The sequence below is a fragment of the Methanosphaera sp. genome (assembly GCF_022768985.1).
Lineage (GTDB): Archaea > Methanobacteriota > Methanobacteria > Methanobacteriales > Methanobacteriaceae > Methanosphaera.
Genome location: NZ_JALEKL010000005.1, coordinates 14,036 through 34,335, shown reverse-complemented (window position 1 = coordinate 34,335; position 20,300 = coordinate 14,036). Strand labels below are relative to the sequence as shown.

Genomic DNA, 20,300 nt, shown 5'->3' with positions numbered 1-20,300 from the left:
AAAAAAAAATAATTCCTAACTAAAACTAAATGAAAGACTTTTATATTCAAAGTTAAAAAAAAAGAAAAAAAGAAAAAAATGAAGAGGTTAAGTAATTTATAATGTTATTTTTATATCAAGAGCACTGCATCCATCTTCATATACAAATACAGGGTTGATATCTAACTCTTTAATTTCAGGGAAATCAATTGTTAATTTTGCAACACGTTTAATTACTTCTTTTACAGCTGGAATGTCACTAGGTGCATCTCCACGATATCCTTTAAGAAGTTTGCTGATTTTTGTACTTTCTATTTGATCATCAATTACTTCATCATTAATTCCTGATCCAAGTTTGAAGCATACATCATTAATAAGATTTACATATACTCCACCCATACCAAATGCTATGATAGGACCAAATTGTGCATCACGTAACATACCAACAAGTACTTCATGTCCTGAAGGCATCATTTTTTGAACTTCCACACCATCTGGTATTACATCAGGGTGAGCTTCTTTTGCTTTTTGCATGATTTCTTCAAATGTATTTTCAGCTTCTTCTTTACTTTGTACATTTACTACTACTCCACCAATATCGGTTTTGTGTAATATTTTATCTGATGCAATTTTAAGAACAACAGGGAATTCCATTTCTTCTGCTGCAATTCCTGCTTCTTGTTTTGTTTTTGCAAGTACAATAGGTGCTGCTGAAATTCCATATGCTTTTGCAACTTGGTATGCTTCACTACCAATAAGTGCATCTTTACCTGCTGCTTTTGCATTGTTTATAATTTCTGCTGCTGCATCTTTATCTACATCTGTAATTTTATCAAGACAGGATTCTTGGTTTTCAGCTTGTATTGTTGCATATCTTTCCATCATTTGAAGTACAGTAACAGCTGTTTCTGGGAATACAGTTGTTGGAATATCTGCTTCTCTTAATATTTTTTCTTCTTCTTCAAATGAAGGTCCACCCATGTTTACAACAATAATTGGTTTATCTGATGTTTTCTTAGCTTCTACAATTGCTTGACCTACTTCCATTGCTTTGTATGATGCTGTTGGACATGCCATTACAATTACACTGTCAATGTTAGATTCTTGTAGTACAACTTCGAGTGTTTTTTCATATCTGTCTGCTGGTGCATCTCCTAATACATCAATAGGGTTGTTTACACTACCTTCATCTGGGATGTATTTTTGAAGTTCTGCTTTTGTTTCTTCTGATAATTCTGCTAATTCTAAGCCTAATTCTTCTATTTTATCAGCTGTAAGTACTCCTCCACCACCAGCATTTGTAATTACTGCAATGTTTTTACCTTTTGGTACTTCAGATTTTGAGAATGCAACTCCATAGTCAAATAAGTCTTGCATTGAGTGTGCTCTCATTACACCACAGTTTTCAAATGCTGCATCGAATGCAAATTCATTACCTGCAAGTGATCCTGTGTGTGATGATACTGCTTTTGCACCTGCTTGACTTGATCCTGATTTGAGTAAGATAACTGGTTTAATTTTTGTTACACGTCTCATTACTTCAAGGAATCTGTCACCTTCACTTATTCCTTCAAGATATCCTAAGATAACTTTTGTTTCATCATCTTCTGCTAATTGTTCAATTACATCGATTTCTGAAACATCCACTTTGTTTCCTAAACTTACTACTTTACTAAATCCTATACCATTAGCCATACTCCAATCAAGAATAGCTACTGTCATAGCTCCACTTTGTGATACAAATGCAATATTTCCTTTATTTGGCATTCCATTTGCAAATGATGCGTTAAGTGGTGTGTGAGTATCTAAACTTCCAAGACAGTTAGGACCTTGAATATTCATTCCATATTCTTTTGCAATTTCGCCCATTTCTTCTTCAAGTTTTACTCCTTCTCCACCAACTTCTTTAAATCCTGCTGTTAGTGTTATAACGTTTTTAACTCCTTTTTCACCACATTCACGTAATGTAGCATTTATAAATTTTGCAGGAATTGACATTACTACTAGATCTATTTCATCATCTGGAATGTCTGAAATTGATTTGTAAGCAGGTAGGCCTAATATTTCACCGTCTGCTTTATTGTTTACAGGATATATTTTTCCAGGGAACCCACATTTAATAAGGTTGTCTGTTACAATATATCCGACTTTTTCTTCTTTATTTGATGCTCCTATAACAGCAACTGACTTCGGATTAAATAGTCCTTTTAGATCTTTCATGTTAATTTCTCCAATTATTTAACATTTATCACTTAATGAACAACCCAATCATTTTAATATTACTTCAATATTTTCTATGGGTTTTCTGACAAATTTATAATATTTAGTTAAATTGTTTAGCTTAGAAATTATATATCTATCATGATAATTAATGACAAATAATTTAACTTCTATCTTTAATAAGTTATCTAACTATAAGTATATAAAGATTATTAAAATTTAAGTAAAAAATAAAAAAAGTAAAAGGAGAGGAAATTATAATATCATAGAAAGTGAGATTCTATTAAGCTTTAAATCCACATCTAAAATTTTAACTTCTACAATATCACCAACATTTACAATATCCATAGGATGTTTTACAAACTTATCTTCAACAAGTTGTGAAATATGCACAAGTCCATCCTGGTGAACTCCAATATCAACAAATGCACCAAAGTCAACAACATTACGTACAACACCCTCAAGAACCATACCTTCCTCTAAATCCTCAATTGCAAGAACATCCTTTCTAAGCTGTGGCATATCAAATTCTTCCCTTGGATCACGTCCAGGTTTTTTAAGTTCAGCTAGAATATCCTCAAGTGTCCAAAGACCCACACCTAGTTCTTCTGCAATTTTTTCCTTATCATCAATTTTAATGTCTACTCCACCATTTCTAATATCAGATAAATCATATCCATAAATTGTAAGAAGAGCAGATACTACATCGTATGATTCAGGGTGAACACAGGTACTATCAAGAATATTACTTGAATTATAAATTCTCATAAATCCAGCACACTGTTGGAAGGTTTTAGCTCCAATACCTTTAACATCAAGAAGCTGGTCACGATTTTTAAATGAACCATTCTCTTCACGATATGCTACAATACTTTTTGCAATTTTTGATGAAATTCCAGCAATATGCTCCATAAGAGTATGAGATGCTGTATTTACATCAACACCAACATTGTTTACACTCTTTTCAACAACACCATCAAGTGATTCATCAAGCTTTTTAGCATTCATATCATGCTGATATTGACCAACACCAATACTTTTAGGATCAATTTTTACAAGTTCAGATAAAGGATCTTCAAGTCTTCTTGCAATTGATATAGCTCCACGTTCTGTAACATCATAGTCAGGAAATTCCTCACGTGCAAGATCACTTGCTGAATATACAGATGCACCAGCCTCATTTACAATAGCATATGATACATCAGTACCTTTAATAATTTCAGATATTACTTCTTCTGATTCACGTGATGCTGTACCATTACCAAGTGCAATAATATCAATATCATATGTGTCAATTAAGTTAAGTACAACTTCTTTTGCCTCTTGAACCTTATTTTGAGGTTCTGTAGGATAAATAACTGCTGTATCTAGAACTTTTCCAAATTCATCAATAACTGCAAGTTTACATCCTGTTCTAAATGCAGGATCCCATCCAAGTACTCTTTTTGATACAATTGGTGGTTGCATAAGAAGCTGTTCAAGATTTTTCTTAAATACCTTAATTGACTTATTTTCTGATTCATCAGTAAGTGTTGATCTGATTTCACGTTCAATTGATGGTGCAATTAATCTTTTATATGCAGATTTCATTGCTTTTTTAAGGAATTCTTCTGTATATTCATTGTATTCTATTGCCTCAGGAGTTGATGCAAAGTTAATTAATATTTCATCTTCAAGATAGAATTTAATATTTTCAATTGGTGCTTCAATTGTTACTTTAAGAATACCTTCTTTTTCTCCACGATTTATTGCAAGAACTCTGTGTTCTGGAATATCTGTGATAAATTCTGAGTACTCATAGTACATTTCATATTCTGATGATACTTCCTCATCTTTAGGTGATGTGATAATTTTTCCTTTTCTTACTGTTACATCACGAATAAAACGTCTAAATGTAGCATTATCAGATATCATACCAGAAATTATGTCACCTGCACCTTTAAGTGCATCTTTTACTGTTGGCACTTCATCTGTTATGAATTTTTCAGCTTCCTCCTCAATTGGATGATCAATTTCCTGTGCATAGATTGTAAGTGCAAGTGGTTCAAGACCTTTTTCTTTTGCTTTTGATGCAAGTGTTCGTTTTTTAGTTTTATATGGTCTGTATAAATCTTCAACTTCTATTAATGTTTCTGCATTTTCTATCTCAGCTTTTAGTTCATCTGTTAGTTTTCCCTGTTTGTCAATAGATGCAATAATTTGATCCTTTCTATCTTCAAGATTTGTAAGATATTTAAGACGTTCATTAAGAGTTCTTAATTGTTCATCATCAAGTCCTCCTGTTGCCTCTTTTCTGTATCTTGCTATGAAAGGTATTGTGTTATCCTCACCAATAAGTGTGATAGCTGCATTTGCTTGCCATGGTTTAATATTTAATTCTGTAGCAATTGTTCTTTCTATATCAATCATAAAATTTCCTCAAAAAAATAATATACAAAAAAATTTTATTCTAAATTATTCTTTGCTGAAAATATATACTTCCCCATTTTTTCATTATATTAATATAATTTAAAATTTTTCAATTATTCTAAAAAAAAGAATATATTTTCTCATATTAATTTAATATCTTAATTTTATACTATATTATTTTTATACTAATTTATGAGTATTTATTTACATTTTTATATAATAATAAAAAAAAAGTTAAAATAAAAAAAAATAAAGTTAGAAGGTGGTGAATAATTATTTTTTGGTCTTATTTTTATCATCTATTGAATAATGAATTATACCATGTCCATTATCATCTATATTCATATCAGGACATTGTGGATTTAATGTTTCAATAAATGAGGATGCATCTGTAACATCCATATAATGTGGAAGATATCCATTGATATATATTGGATATAGTGTTGCTGTTACATTTGTATCTGTAATATTGAAATTTATGAAGTATGCACTGTGTGTTGCAGGATTACTTTGATCAAATATGAAATTTCCAAGATTGTAAAATATTGGTCTTCCATTATACATTTCAACACCCTGTGTTACATGGGCATGTGATCCAACAACAGCATCAGCACCAGCATCTATTGATTTATGTGAGATTTTTTCCTGGTTTTCATTTGGAGATCTGCTATATTCATTACCATAGTGCATATATACAATAACAAAGTCTGAATTATTTTTTGCCTGTGCTATTTGTTTTGGTGATTCTTCATCATCCCATGCAGCAAATCCTGCAGATGTATCTGTTGCCTTTGGTAGTACTTCTTGGCTGTATTCTGCAAAGTTTTCACTATCCATGAAGTTAAATACTGTTATATTATGACCATTTTTTTCCATTGTAAATGGTTTTGTTGCCTCAGCTTTATTGTTTCCTGCACCAATATGTGCAATATTTGCTGAATCTAAGTTTTTAATTGAATCTTGCATTCCATCAATACCATAGTCAAATACGTGGTTGTTAGCATTAGCAGATACTACTGTATAATTTGTTCCATTAACATACTTAATGTAGCTTGGATCAGCCTTAAGTGGTACATCAGGTTTTACAGCATTTGATGAGGTTGTAAATGGATTTTCTGTATTTACAACAAGTAGATCTGACTGTCCTATTACATCACTTACATAACGATATGGATTATCTGATAGAACTGCTGGTGTTTTACGTCCAAACATCACATCTCCTGTCATACTTATTGAAAGGTTACCCTTAGGTTGTGATAGAACATTTGCTTTACCATCACTACTGAATGGATTTGCAAATACAAGTAGTGCCATAAGTATAATGACTAGTATTATAAGTATGATAAGTCTATTTCTTAGAGATTTATTTATCTTCTTGTTTTTTTGTGATGTTTGAGTGGACTTTTGTGGATTTTGTTTTTTATCACTCATATCTTTTCACTATATAATAATTTTATAATTCAATTTATAAAAAAAATTAGTTTAAAAAAAAATAATAAATTGAAATTGGAAATTTAAAAAAAAGGAGATTATGTTAATAATTTAGCAGTTATATCTACATCAACAACTGTAAAAATAATTATAAAAAATTGTTCAGATCTAAAAAAAGTAAAAATAGAAGAATTAGCTTGATTCTTCTATGGCTGGATTTAAATTAACATCGCTCTTTTTTTCTGGAAGTAATGTTAATACAATTGGAACAACTATAAACATCACAGTAACAACAGCCTCAATTAGAACTGTTGCACCATCTTGTGTTCCTATAAGACCTGCAACACCACTAAGCCATATAATGGTTAGAATAATAGGAAGCAGGAATTTAATTGTAAATATCCATTTTTTTCCAACATGTATTGATGAATTTTCATTAAGTATTGGAACAATTTTTTCAATACTATAGAACCATCCAAATATAATAACTTGAAGTATTACACCAAGAAGTAGTGCAAATTCACTGAAGAATTCATCAACAACTGTAAGAATAAAGTTTCCAGATCCTGTTGTATATATAAGTGATACACAAAGACCAATAAGTCCTACAATTGTTGCAGCCTTTGTTCTTGAAAGTCCAAACTTAGCTGACATTGCATTAACAATAGGTTCAAACATTCCTACAATCGATGTAAGTCCTGCAAATAGAACACATAGGAAAAATACAGGTCCAAGTATATATGCAAAGTTTCCCATTATATTAAATACCTGTGGGAATGCAATAAATAAAAGTCCTGTTCCACTTGTTGCAACCTGTCCTACAGAACAACCAGTTTCAAGTGCCATATATCCAAGAATTGAAAATACCCCTACTGCTGTAAATATTTCAAAAAATGAATTTGAAGCAACAACAACAAGTAAGTTATCAATAAGCTTTGATCCTTCAGGTAAATAACTTGCATATGTAAGTGCTACAGCCTCACCCATAGAAAGTGAATAAAGTACCTGTCCAAATGCTGCAAGCCAAATATCAATATTTCCAAGAGCCGACCAGTCAGGCGTAAAGAGTGCTTGAAGTCCAACATCATGTCCTGGAAGTGTAAGTGAATAAAATACAATAAATATCATTAAAAAGAACATGAGAGGTATTAATATTTTCACAGTCTTTTCAATTGCATCAATAGACTTGTGTGAAATATACCATAAAACTGCCCAGAGAATTATTGTAACTGCTGTAACTGGAAGTACAAACGTTGTTAAACTATCTAAGTTCATTCCACCAACAATAAGATTGGCATTAAAAAACATGTTAGGATCTGCACCCCATCCTTTAAAGAAGCTTAAAATAAAGTATATACAATCCCATCCAAGAACTATCATATAATATGACAAGTCAAGGAATAAAAATAGCATAACCAGCCATCCAAGAACTTCAAAGCATGGCTTAATCTTCTTTAAGATATTTGAAAATGAATCCCTAAATTTATAACCTACACCATATTCTATTAAAAGAAATGGTACACCCATAAAGATTATTGCACATAAATATGGTATGAAGAATGCTCCCCCACCATTTGAATATACAACATAATTAAATCTCCATATATTTCCAAGACCAACAGCAGAACCAATCATTGCCATAAGAAATGCAAATGTACTGCTCCACCTAGTCTTACTAATTTGATTTGATGATTGTGTCAATAGATTCCCCAATCAATTAATAATTATTAAACATGATATACATTTATAATTTACAATATTTAGACTTTTATAAAAAAATATAAAAAAAATAAACATATACTTACTAAAAAAATTAAAAAAATAAGTAAAAAAAAATTAAAATATTTGGAAAATAAGAAAAAAATTTTTAAATCTAATCTTTTTTATCATCACATGTATGTGATATTAACAATAAAAAAAAATGAAAAAAAGGTAGTGTGAAGTTTAATTTATATACTCCACACATAATTATTATTTTTTTTAATCTATTTTTGGTGTTGAATTTTCATCTTTTGCTGGTAGTTTTGTAAGTACTATTGGTGCAATTATAAGTATAGCTGCTATTATTATCTGTATAATTAAAACATTTATATCATCAAATGTTATAACATCAATAACTTCACATATCCACAGTAATGATAAAATTACAGGCAGAATATATTTTATAACAGCAGTCCATGTTTTTCCTACTTTTAGTTTTGAATTCTTATTTATTGCAGGAATTAGTTTTTCAACACCATACATCCATCCAAAGATCACAGCTTGAAGTATTACACCAAGTATTAATGCCATATTATTAAGGAATGCATCTGCTATTGTAAGTATGAAACTTCCTGATCCTGTTGTATAAACAAGTGATATTACAAGTCCAAAAATTGTTAGTATTGTTGATGATTTACGTCTTGTAAATCCAAACTTCATTGAAAGTGCATTTCTCATTGTTTCAAATAATGAAATAAGTGATGTTAAACCTGCAAAGAATATACATAGGAAAAATACAGGTCCAAGAATATATGCACTATTACCCATTACATTAAATACCTGTGGGAACACAATAAATGAAAGTCCTGCTCCACTTGTTGCAAGCTGATCTATTGGAAGTCCACTTTGAAGTGACATATATCCAAGAATTGAAAATACTCCAATTGCTGTAAATAATTCAAAAAATGAATTTGAAAATGCAACAGCAACTACATTACCTGTAATTTCACTCTCATCAGGTAGATAACTTGCATATGTTATTGCAATTGACAGACCCATTGAAAGTGAAAATAGTACCTGTCCAAAGGCTGCAACCCATATTGATGGATCTGAGAGAAGTTCCCATTTAGGTCTAAATAATGCTTGAAGTCCTATCATATGTCCTGGTAGTGTAAGTGAATAAAATACAATAAATGCCATTAACAAGAAAAGAAGTGGTATTAATGATTTTACTATTTTTTCAATTCTATCTATTGACTTACATGATGTATACCATAATACAATCCATAGAAGTATTGTTATAAGAGACATTGGTAGTACAAATGATGTGATAGAATTAAGATCATCTCCTCCTACAACAATATTATTACTAAAGAACATGTTAGGATCTGCACCCCAGCCTTTAAAGAAGCTAAGTGCCAGATATATAACATCCCATCCTACAATAACAAGGTAGTATGTAAGTATTAAAAATACAATTAACAGTATAAACCATCCTACAACTTCAAGGTATGGCTTAATTCTTTTTAGTATATTTGAAAGTGAATCTCTAAGATGATATCCTACACCATATTCAAGTATAAGAAATGGCAATCCCATAACAATTATTGCTGTAATATATGGTATTAGAAATGCTCCTCCACCCTGTGAATATAGTACATAGTTAAATCTCCATATATTTCCAAGACCAACAGCAGATCCTATCATTGCCATAAGAAATGCAAATCTAGAATTCCACCTAGTCTTCTGTTGACCTTGGATTTGATCATCTGAATTTCCCAAAAAATCATTCCCCCTTCTAGTTTTTTAGTAAATTTAAATATTATATGTATAATAGGATGTATTAATAAATTTAGTTAAATAATAAACTAAATAATATGAAAAATATGTATTATTTACTAAAAATAATTAAAAAATGATTAATATAAACTTCTAAATAAAAAAATTAAATATTAAATTGAAAAATAAGTACTAAAAAATAGAAAAAAAGAAAAAATAAGAAAAGAAGATAGCTACTCTTCTATTGTTTAATTTTACCATCGTCTTTATCTTTTGCTGGTAGTTTTGATAATATTATAGGTACAACAATTATTAAAATAGTAATTATTGCTTGTATTATCATTTCATTTACATCTTTAAGTTTTACAACATCCATAACTCCTGATATCCATAATATTAACAGTATGAATGGTAAGATGTACTTAATTACCCTTGTCCATGTTTTTCCAACTTTTATCTTTGAATTTTCATTTATCTTTGGAAGTAGTTTATCTACACCATACATCCATCCAAAGATTATACATTGAAGAGCAACAGCAAATAATAATCCAGTATTATTAAGGAAGTTATCTGCTACTGTAAGTATAAAGCTTCCAGATCCTGTTGTATATATGAGTGATATTATAACTCCTACTATTGCAAGTATTGTTGATGATTTACGTCTTGAATATCCAAACTTGATTGATATTGGATTTCGCATAGTTTCAAAAAGTGCAAGTGTTGATGTTATACCAGCAAATAGTATGCATAGGAAAAATATAGGTCCTAGAATATATGCACTATCACCTAATATATTAAATACCTGTGGAAATACTATAAAAGATAGTCCTGCTCCACTTGTTGCAAGCTGATCTATTGGAAGTCCACTTTGAAGTGACATAAAACCAAGAATTGAAAATACACCTACTGCTGTAAATAATTCAAAAAATGAATTTGAAAATACAACAGTTAATATATTACCTGTAATTTCACTACCATCAGGCAGATAACTTGCATATGTTATTGCAATTGTCATACCAATTGAAAGTGAAAAGAGTACCTGTCCAAAGGCTGCAAGCCAAATCTTTATATCTGAAAGAAGTTCCCATCTAGGTTCAAAGAGTGCTTGAAGTCCCATCATATGTCCTGGTAGTGTAAGTGAATAAAATACAATAAATGCCATTAACAAGAAAAGAAGTGGTATTAATACTTTTACTGTTTTTTCAATTCTATCTATTGACTTACATGAAATATACCATAATACAATCCAAAGTAGTACTGTTATAATACTAAGTGGCAGTACAAATGATGTAATAGAATTAAGATCATTTCCACCTACAACAATATGGTTGCTAAAAAACAGGTTAGGATCTGCACCCCAACCTTTAAAGAAGCTAAGTGCCAGATATATTACATCCCATCCTACAATAACAATATAATATGTAAGTATTAAAAATACAATAAACGATGTAAACCATCCAACAACTTCAAGGTATGGCTTAATTTTCTTTAGTATATTTGATAGTGAATCACGAAGTCCATATCCAAGACCATATTCAAGTATAAGAAATGGAATTCCCATAACAAGTATTGCTATAATATATGGTATTAGAAATGCACCACCACCTTCAGAGTAGAGTACATAGTTAAATCTCCATATATTACCCAGACCAACGGCTGATCCAATCATTGCCATGAGAAATGCAAATGAACTGTTCCACTGGTTTTTTGATTTATCTGATTTATTCAAAAAATAATTCCCTCCCTTTGTTTTTAGTTATTTTTTAAATATTATATGTATTAGGAGATGTATTAATAATTTTAGTTTTAAAAATAGGGAATTTAATCTAAAAAGTATGTATTAATTCATAAAAATAGTTGAAAAATGTATAATTTAACTTTTAAATAAAAATAGGGTAAATATTCAAAAAAGAAGTAATTTCATAAAAATATTAAAAAAAATAGAAAAAAAGTGAAAAATGAAAAGAGGATGGCTACTCTTCTATTGCTTTAATTTTACCATCATCTTTATCTTTTCCAGGAAGTAGTGTTAATATTACAGGTACTGCAATGAATAAAATTGTAATTACAAGTTCAATCATCTGTACTGTAAAGTCTCCTGTTAAAAGTACGCTTCTAAGTCCTTGAAGCCATAGTATTGTTAAGATAATAGGCAGTGCTACTTTGATTATTAAAATCCATTTACGTCCTACATTAAATGTTGAACTTTCATTTAAAACACCAAGTAATTTATCACATCCATAATACCATGCAACAATAATAGCCTGAAGAATTACACCAAGTAAAATTGCAAACTGATTAAGATATTCATCTGCAATTGTTAAAAGGAAGTTTCCTGAAGCTGTTGTGTATACAAATGATAATATGAGACCTACTACTGTAAGAATTGTTGTTACTTTAAATCTTGATAATTTAAATTTCTTAGTTATTGCCATAGACATTGGCTCAAGATATGCAATGATCGTTGAAAGACCTGCAAAGAACACACATAAGAAGAACAATGGTGCTATGATATATGCAACATCACCCATAATGTTGAATATTTCAGGGAACACAACAAATAAAAGACCTGTTCCACTTGTTGCAATCTGTTCTATTGGAAGTCCTGTTCTAAGTGACATGAAACCAAGAATAGAAAATACTCCTACTGCTGTAAATATTTCAAAAAGTGAATTTGATGCTACAACAATAAGTACATTATCAATAAGTTTACTTTTAGATGGAAGGTAACTTGCATATGTTACAGCAATTGCCTGTCCCATTGAAAGTGAGAAAAGAATCTGTCCAAATGCTGCAAGCCATATTTCCACATTACCAAGGGCTGACCAGTCTGGCGTAAATAGTGCTGTGAGTCCTATCATTTTACCAGGAAGTGTTAAAGCATAAATTACAATAAATCCCATCATAATAAATAAAACAGGAATAAGGAATTTAACAGCTTTTGATATACCATCAACTGATTTATGTGAAATATACCATAATACTGCCCAGATAAATATAACTGCAGCTGTTACTGCAACTACTGGTGTAAATATACCATTTAGATTGTTTCCACCTACAACAATATTTGTATTAAAATACATGTTTGGATCTGCACCCCAACCTTTAAAGAAGCTTAAAATGAGATATATCAGATCCCATCCCATAATAACAATATAGTATGTCAGTACTAAAAATACTAGAAATGCTACAAACCAACCTACAACTTCAAATTTCGGCTTGATTTTCTTAAGGATATTTGAAAGTGAATCCTTAAATTTAAATCCTAGACCATATTCTAGTATTAAAAATGGTATTCCCATAATTAATATTGCAAAAAAGTATGGTATAAAAAATGATCCTCCACCTTGTGAATAAACTACGTAACTAAATCTCCATATATTACCTAAACCTACTGCTGCTCCGATCATAGCCATAAGAAAAGAAAATGAGCTATCCCATTGATTTTTCTTAACTTCATCGGATGAATCTGTCAATGAATCTCCCCCAATATTTTGAGTTTTAATAAAATTAATATATATTTATAGTTTTTTAAATTTATAAACAATTAGTATATTTAAATAAAAACTAGATTTTTATTATTTTATATAAAAAAGAGGATTTTATTTATAATATTTTTAAAAAAAGAATATGAAAAATGAAAAATTTAAATATTATTTTCATTTTTATTTTAAATACTGTTTATTTAATTACTAACTAATTTTTTTCTATATTTTCACTATTTTTTGATGGAAGTATTGTAAGTATACATGGAACTACTATAAATGCTATTGTTATTATTGCCTCAATTGTTAGTGTCAGATGATCTTCAGATGCAATAAGATCAAAGATTCCAAATATCCACATAATACTTAAAATTACAGGCATTATCATTTTTATTGTCAGTATCCATAATCTTCCAACTTTTATTGTTGAATTTTCATTTATAATACTTGTAAGTTTTTCAACACCATAAAGCCATCCAATTACAACTGCCTGAAGAATTACACCAAGAAGTATTCCGAACTGATTTAAGTATGTGTCAAGTATTGTTATTAGGTAGTTTCCAGCTCCTGTTGTAAGTATGAGTGATATTGCAACTCCTATTATTGAAAATAATGTTACAGATTTTACTCTTGAATATCCAAATTTCATACTCACTCCATTTGTTATTACTTCAAGAAATGCCAATGCTGATGTAATACCTGCAAATAGTACACATAGGAAAAATAGAGGAGCTATTATATATGCTACATCTCCCATTATATTAAATATTTGTGGAAATACAATAAACAATAATCCTGTTCCACTTGTTGCTACATCTTCTATTGGAAGTCCACTTTGAAGACACATAAATCCAAGAATAGAAAATACTCCTACTGCTGTAAATATTTCAAAGAGTGAATTTGATACAACAACATACAATACATTATCTACAAGTTTAACATCATCAGAGAGGTAACTAGCATATGTTAATGCAATTGCCTGTCCCATTGAAAGGGAGAATAATATCTGCCCAAATGCTGCAAGCCATATGTCAATATCTAAAAGAAGTGACCAGTTAGGCTTAAATAGTGCATAAAGTCCAATTGTATGTCCTGGAAGTGTTACAGCATAGATTATAATAAAAGCCATTATTATGAAAAGTGTTGGTATTAATACTTTAACAACTTTTGAAAGATTATCAAGAGATTTATGTGAAATAAACCATATTATAATCCATAATACTATTGTTATTATAGATACAGGAATTACTGGTGTAAATATTCCACTGAAATTTTCAGAACCTCCCATTATAATATTGTTATTAAAATACATATTAGGATCTGCTCCCCATCCTTTAAAGAAGCTAAGTATCAGATAAAGACAATCCCATCCTATGATAACAACGTAGTATGTCAACACTAAAAATACTAAAAATGCTACAAACCATCCTATAAATTCAAAGTATGGTTTTACTTTTTTTAATATATTTGACAGTGAATCTTTAAATTTATATCCAAGTGCATATTCCATTATTAGAAATGGTATTCCCATAATAACTATTGCTGTAATGTATGGTATGAAAAATGCTCCTCCACCCTGGGAGTATAAAACATAGCTAAATCGCCATATATTACCAAGACCTATAGCTGCTCCAATCATTGCCATGAGAAATGCAAATGAACTATTCCACTGATTTTTTTGTTTATTTTCTGATTTAAATTAAATCACCTACTACTTTAATTTTTACTAATTTAGTTTATAGTCAATAATATGCTCTTTTTATAAATATAAAATAATTTAGAATAAAATAAGTGAATTAAATGATGAAAATAGCTTTTTTAAATAGTTATATTATGAATTAATAATAACTAATGGATAATTTATGAAATTAAATTTAAATAATTTAGTAAAAAAAAGAAAATGAAGAGAATGTTAATTTACATCCTCTAATTGTTTTTCAGGTAGTGCTGTTAATATGGCTGGAACTATAATTAATATAAGTGTTACAATTGCTTCAATTGCTAGTGTTATATGATCATTTGATCCTATTAATTCAAGCATTCCCTGTATCCACATTATAGTTAAAATTATTGGTAATGCTACCTTTATTACTATTGTCCATAGTTTTCCTACATGGAATTTTGAATTTTTATTAACAAGTGGTATTATCTTATCTACACCATATATCCATCCGAAAATTACAGCCTGAAGTATTACACCAAGAACTATTGCAAACTGGTTTAGGAATTCATCAACTACTGTGAGAAGATAGTTTCCTGCTCCTGTTGTAAATAGTATTGATATTATAAATCCTATTATTGTAAGTATTGATGCTGCTTTTGTTCTTGATAATTTAAATTTCATACATATTGTATTTAGCATTGGCTCAAAGAGTGCAATGATTGATGTGAAACCTGCAAATAGTACACATAGGAAAAATAGTGGTCCAAGTATATATGCTACATCTCCCATTATATTAAATATTTGTGGGAATACAATAAATAAGAGTCCTGTTCCACTTGTTGCTACTTGTTCTATTGGAAGTCCACTTTGAAGACACATAAATCCAAGAATTGAAAATACTCCAAATGCTGTGAATATTTCAAAGGCTGAATTTGCAAGAACTACAAGTAGTACACTATCTGTAAGTTTTGCATCTTCTGGTAGATAACTTGCATATGTTAATGCCATTGCCTGTCCCATTGAAAGTGAGAAAAGTATCTGTCCAAATGCTGCAAGCCATATTCCAACATCACCTAGTAGTGACCAGTCTGGTTTAAGAAGTTCTGTTATTCCATACATTTGTCCTGGTAGTGTTAATGCATAAAGTACAATGAAAATCATAAGTATGAATAATACTGGAATTAAAATCTTTACTGTTTTTTCAATTCCATCAACTGACTTATGTGATACATACCAAAGTAGTGCCCATAAGAGTGCTGTTATTGCTGTTACTGATAGTACTAGTTGTGTTATGGCATTGATGTTGTCTCCACCAACAATTATGTTATTTGCAAAGAACATGTTAGGATCTGCTCCCCATCCTTTAAAGAAACTTAGTATCAAGTATATAAAGTCCCATCCTACAATTACAATGTAATATGTCAGTACTAAAAATACAGCCAGTACTACAAACCATCCTAGTGATTCAAGTTTTGGCTTGATTTTCTTTAATATATTTGACAGAGAATCTTTAAATTTATATCCTACTCCATATTCAAGTATTAAAAATGGTATTCCCATGATTAATATCGCTGTGAAGTATGGTATGAAGAATGCTCCCCCACCTTCTGAATATAATACATAATTAAATCGCCAAATGTTTCCTAGACCTACCGCTGCCCCAATCATTGCCATAAGAAAGGCAAATGAACTGTTCCATTTGTTTTTTTTAAAGTTATTAGACGATTTTGTCAATAAATATCCTCCATTTTATTAGAATTATTAATAAAATTATTATATATTTATGTTTTTTAGAATTTATAACATTTAGTTTTAAAACAACCTTATCATAAATTACTATTTTTGAACTGTTACATATACACCAAATAAAAAAGTGCAATATTTTCTATTTAATTTGAGAGTACGTAGAATTTTTTAAAATGATCCTATTTGTATAAAATTTTTATAGATTTAAAAACAAATATATAAATGAATGAAAAAATACTTTTAGTTGAATTTTTCATAAGATTGAATAAAATTTATTTTAATATTACAATATTAAAAACTAAAATAAAAGATATGGATGAATAGATAATGGATATTGAAGAAACTATTTATAAATATGCTCTAACAAATGCTGTTGAGCATTCAAATCAATGTCAAACAGGATCTGTTATTGGGATGGTAATGTCAAAAAATCCTGAAATGAGAAAAGATCCAAAGACAGTATCAATGATTGCTGGAAAGATGACAGCAAAAGTTAACAAACTCTCACCTGATGAACAGAAAGCTGAACTTGAAAAATATGGTGGAGTACAAGAACATAAAAGAGAAAATACAAAACCAAAAGGTCTACCAGAACTTAAAAATACAGAAGATGGTGTAGTATTAAGATTTGCACCAAACCCTTCAGGACCATTACACATAGGTCATGCAAGAGCAGCAATACTTAATAAATTATACCAGGAAAAATATGGTGGAAAACTTATCTTAAGAATAGAAGATACAGATCCAAAACGTGTAGATCCTGATGCATATGAATCAATAGTTGAAGATATCAAATGGCTTGGTATTGAACCTGATGAAATTATTACACAATCAGACCGTATGGAAATATACTATGAATATGCAGTTAAAGCAATAGAACTTGGTGCAGCATACATGTGTACATGTGATGGTGGAGAATTTAAAAAACTAAAAGATAGTTGTACACCATGTCCATGTCGTGATAACACAGTAGAGGAAAACCTTAAACTCTGGAATGAATTTGACCAGATGAAAGAAGGAGAAGCTGTACTTCGTGTAAAAACAGATATCAACCATAAAAACCCTGCTATCCGTGACTGGGCTGCAATGAGACTTGTTGATGAAGAACATCCAAGAGTAGGAAATAAATACAGAATATATCCTATGATGAACTTTTCAGTTACTGTAGATGATCATCTTCTCGGACTAACACATGTTTTACGTGGAAAAGATCACCTAGCAAATAGTGAAAAACAAGCATACTTATATAAACACTTCGGATGGGAAGTACCAGAATTCATACACTACGGACGTCTAAAAATGGATGATGTAGAATTAAGTACATCAAAAGCACGTGCAGGTATAGCTGACGGCACATATTCAGGATGGGATGACCCAAGACTAGGAACAATCCGTGCAATAGCAAGACGTGGAATTAAAAAAGAAGCACTCTATGAATTAATCGAAGAAATAGGACCAAAACAAGCAGATGCAACAGTAAGCTGGAAGAAAGTATACGGACTAAACCGTAACATAATCGAAGAAAACACAAACAGATACTTCTTCATACCAAATGCAGTAGAAGTAGACATAGAAGATATACCAGATGACAAAGTACAACAAACAATAGAACGTGAACTACACTACAACAAACCAGAAAAAGGACTAAGAAAACTTAACTTCAACAAAACAGCATACATTCCAAAAGATGACTATGACAAGGCAAAAACATCACAAAAACCATTAAGACTAATGGACTTAGTAAATATCGACATAAGCAAAGATGACATAGCAAAATATAACAGCTACACACTAGAAGATGCACAAAAACAAAAAGCATCAATCATCCAATGGAGTCCAACACAAGATGCAATAAAAGCAAAAGTAGTAATGCAAGATAGCACAGAAATTGAAGGATACATAGAAGCAGATGCAAAAGATGCACAAGTTGATGATATTGTACAACTTGAAAGATTTGGATTTGCACGTCTTGATGCAAAAACAGACGATGAACTCGTATTTTACTACACACACAACTAAAATCAATTCCAATAAAAATATATAAAAAAAATAAAATATTTAAGGTGAAAACATGGTAAAAGTAAATGAAAACTTTGACTTAATACAAAACAACTACCTATTTGTAGAAATAGCAAGAAGAGTAGATGAATTCCAAAATCAAAACCCAGATGTAGATCTTATAAAAATGGGAATTGGAGATGTAACAAAACCATTATCAAAAACTGTAATAAAAGCATACAAAGATGCAGTAGATGAAATGGCAGATGCAGAAAAATTCCGTGGATATGGACCAGAACAAGGATATGACTTCCTTATTGATGCAATCATTGAAAATGACTTCAAACCACTAGGTGTAGAACTTAAAAACACAGAAGTATTCATAAGTGACGGTGCAAAATGTGACACAGGAAACTTCCAAGAACTATTTGCAAAAGACAACATAATTGCAGTAACAGACCCAGTATATCCTGTATATGTAGACAGTAATGTAATGGCAGGACGTAGTGGAGAAATGAGTGATGATGGACAACACTATGAAAACATAGTATACCTACCTGCAACAGCAGAAAACAACTTTGTACCAGAACTTCCAAAAGAAGATGTAGACATCATCTACCTATGCTACCCTAACAATCCAACAGGAACAACACTAACAAAAGATCAACTTAAAGAATGGATCGACTATGCAAAAGACAACGATGCAATCATACTCTTTGATGCAGCATATGAAGCATTTATCAAAACTGAAAATGTACCACATTCAATCTATGAAGTAGAAGGTGCAAAAGAAGTAGCAGTAGAATTTAGAAGTTACTCAAAAACAGCAGGTTTCACAGGAACACGTTGTGCATACTGTGTAGTTCCAGAAGAATTAATAATTAAAAACTCAAAAGGTGAAGATGTACAACTAACACCACTATGGAACAGACGTCAATCAACAAAATTCAACGGAGTATCATACCCTGTACAACGTGCTGCAGAATCAATCTACACACCAGAAGGTAAAAAAGAAACACAAGAAAACCTCGACTACTATGCTAAAAATGCACAACTCATACGTGAAAGTCTTGAGGCAATAGGACTTGATGTATATGGTGGAGTAGACTCACCATACATATGGGTAAAAACACCAAATGACATAGACTCCTGGGCATTCTTTGATTTACTTCTAAATGAAGCAAACGTTGTAAGTACACCAGGTGCAGGATTTGGTCCAAGTGGTGAAGGATACATAAGACTTACAGCTTTCAACACATATGAAAAAACACAACAGGCAATGGAAAGAATAAGTAAACTTGAATTTTAATTAATTAATTAAATAATTAATTAATACTTTTTTATTTTTTTTAGTAAAATTATCTTAAAAAATATGGAAAAATAGCTAAAATATACTAAAAATAGCCCTAAAATAGGGTAATAATAAGAAATACTTAAATAATACATAGTACATAATAGAAAATAGGAGTTGAAAAAAGATGACAGAAATACCAAAAGCACCAGTAACAAGAATCGCAAAAGCTGCAGGTGCAGAAAGAATTAGTAAAAACGCTGAAGAAAAACTTGTTGAAGCTGTAGAAGCTTACGCAAAAAAATTAGCAACTGCTGCTATTGACTTAGCAAACCACGCAGATCGCAAAACAATTCAGCCAGAAGACGTAGAATTAGCATTAAAACACTTCTACTAAGTGTGCTAATTTAAAAAAAAATAATTTAGATAAAAAAGATTCCATTCTTTTTTTATCTAAAAAACAAACACTTTTTTTATAAAATTTTATTTACACTATTTTTCAAACAATTACATAATTTTTTTTCTTAAATATATATTCTAAAAAAAAATTAGCTTATTTTATTGATATAAAAATTATAATCTTATTTTTACATGAAAA

Annotated in this window: 11 protein-coding genes and 1 pseudogene; 3 read left to right on the top strand and 9 right to left on the bottom strand. The window is 30.3% G+C overall.

Going from position 1 to position 20,300, the window contains the following annotated elements; genetic code table 11:
• Nucleotides 1-96: 96 nt before the first annotated feature.
• From acs to MRZ80_RS02505, 9 genes and pseudogenes are all read right to left on the bottom strand, one after another.
• Nucleotides 97-2,199 (bottom strand): acetate--CoA ligase alpha subunit, encoded by a 2,103-nt coding sequence (gene acs, locus MRZ80_RS02545; protein ID WP_292535888.1) that lies wholly within the window; start codon nt 2,197-2,199, stop codon nt 97-99.
• A 255-nt stretch (nt 2,200-2,454) separates the two neighbouring features.
• A complete protein-coding gene (locus tag MRZ80_RS02540) occupies nt 2,455-4,608 on the bottom strand; it encodes a Tex family protein (RefSeq protein WP_292535887.1) in 2,154 nt (717 codons plus the stop codon).
• Between the two features lie 273 nt (nt 4,609-4,881).
• Nucleotides 4,882-6,039, bottom strand: a complete 1,158-nt coding sequence (locus MRZ80_RS02535; RefSeq protein ID WP_292535886.1) for a CapA family protein — start codon at nt 6,037-6,039, stop codon at nt 4,882-4,884.
• A 192-nt stretch (nt 6,040-6,231) separates the two neighbouring features.
• Nucleotides 6,232-7,740, bottom strand: coding sequence for a sodium-dependent transporter (locus tag MRZ80_RS02530; protein WP_292535884.1), 1,509 nt, complete (start codon nt 7,738-7,740; stop codon nt 6,232-6,234).
• A gap of 279 nt (nt 7,741-8,019) precedes the next feature.
• Nucleotides 8,020-9,522: a sodium-dependent transporter gene (locus MRZ80_RS02525; RefSeq protein WP_292535883.1), complete on the bottom strand. Its 1,503-nt coding sequence runs from the start codon at nt 9,520-9,522 to the stop codon at nt 8,020-8,022.
• A gap of 238 nt (nt 9,523-9,760) precedes the next feature.
• Nucleotides 9,761-11,248: a sodium-dependent transporter gene (locus MRZ80_RS02520; RefSeq protein WP_292535881.1), complete on the bottom strand. Its 1,488-nt coding sequence runs from the start codon at nt 11,246-11,248 to the stop codon at nt 9,761-9,763.
• 244 nt (nt 11,249-11,492) lie between these two features.
• Nucleotides 11,493-12,995 carry a sodium-dependent transporter gene (locus tag MRZ80_RS02515; protein WP_292535879.1) on the bottom strand — a complete coding sequence of 501 codons (1,503 nt, stop codon included), beginning with the start codon at nt 12,993-12,995 and terminating at the stop codon, nt 11,493-11,495.
• 220 nt (nt 12,996-13,215) lie between these two features.
• Nucleotides 13,216-14,682, bottom strand: a pseudogene (locus tag MRZ80_RS02510) (sodium-dependent transporter); the annotation flags it as partial.
• 234 nt (nt 14,683-14,916) lie between these two features.
• Nucleotides 14,917-16,401, bottom strand: a complete 1,485-nt coding sequence (locus MRZ80_RS02505) for a sodium-dependent transporter (RefSeq protein ID WP_292535876.1) — start codon at nt 16,399-16,401, stop codon at nt 14,917-14,919.
• Between the two features lie 336 nt (nt 16,402-16,737).
• On the opposite strand from MRZ80_RS02505, the gene MRZ80_RS02500 reads away from it, so the two are divergent.
• From MRZ80_RS02500 to MRZ80_RS02490, 3 genes are all read left to right on the top strand, one after another.
• Nucleotides 16,738-18,432, top strand: coding sequence for a glutamate--tRNA ligase (locus tag MRZ80_RS02500; RefSeq protein ID WP_292535890.1), 1,695 nt, complete (start codon nt 16,738-16,740; stop codon nt 18,430-18,432).
• A gap of 52 nt (nt 18,433-18,484) precedes the next feature.
• Nucleotides 18,485-19,720 (top strand): LL-diaminopimelate aminotransferase, encoded by a 1,236-nt coding sequence (locus MRZ80_RS02495; RefSeq protein ID WP_292535874.1) that lies wholly within the window; start codon nt 18,485-18,487, stop codon nt 19,718-19,720.
• A 169-nt stretch (nt 19,721-19,889) separates the two neighbouring features.
• A complete protein-coding gene (locus MRZ80_RS02490) occupies nt 19,890-20,099 on the top strand; it encodes a histone family protein (RefSeq protein ID WP_292535872.1) in 210 nt (69 codons plus the stop codon).
• Nucleotides 20,100-20,300 lie beyond the last annotated feature (201 nt).

Excerpts from the sequence above, each read along its gene's own strand:
- acs (WP_292535888.1), bottom strand. The coding sequence starts at position 2,199 with ATGAAAGATCTAAAAGGACTATTTAATCCGAAGTCAGTTGCTGTTATA.
- MRZ80_RS02540 (WP_292535887.1), bottom strand. The coding sequence starts at position 4,608 with ATGATTGATATAGAAAGAACAATTGCTACAGAATTAAATATTAAACCA.
- MRZ80_RS02535 (WP_292535886.1), bottom strand. The coding sequence starts at position 6,039 with ATGAGTGATAAAAAACAAAATCCACAAAAGTCCACTCAAACATCACAA.
- MRZ80_RS02495 (WP_292535874.1), top strand. The coding sequence starts at position 18,485 with ATGGTAAAAGTAAATGAAAACTTTGACTTAATACAAAACAACTACCTA.
- MRZ80_RS02490 (WP_292535872.1), top strand. The coding sequence starts at position 19,890 with ATGACAGAAATACCAAAAGCACCAGTAACAAGAATCGCAAAAGCTGCA.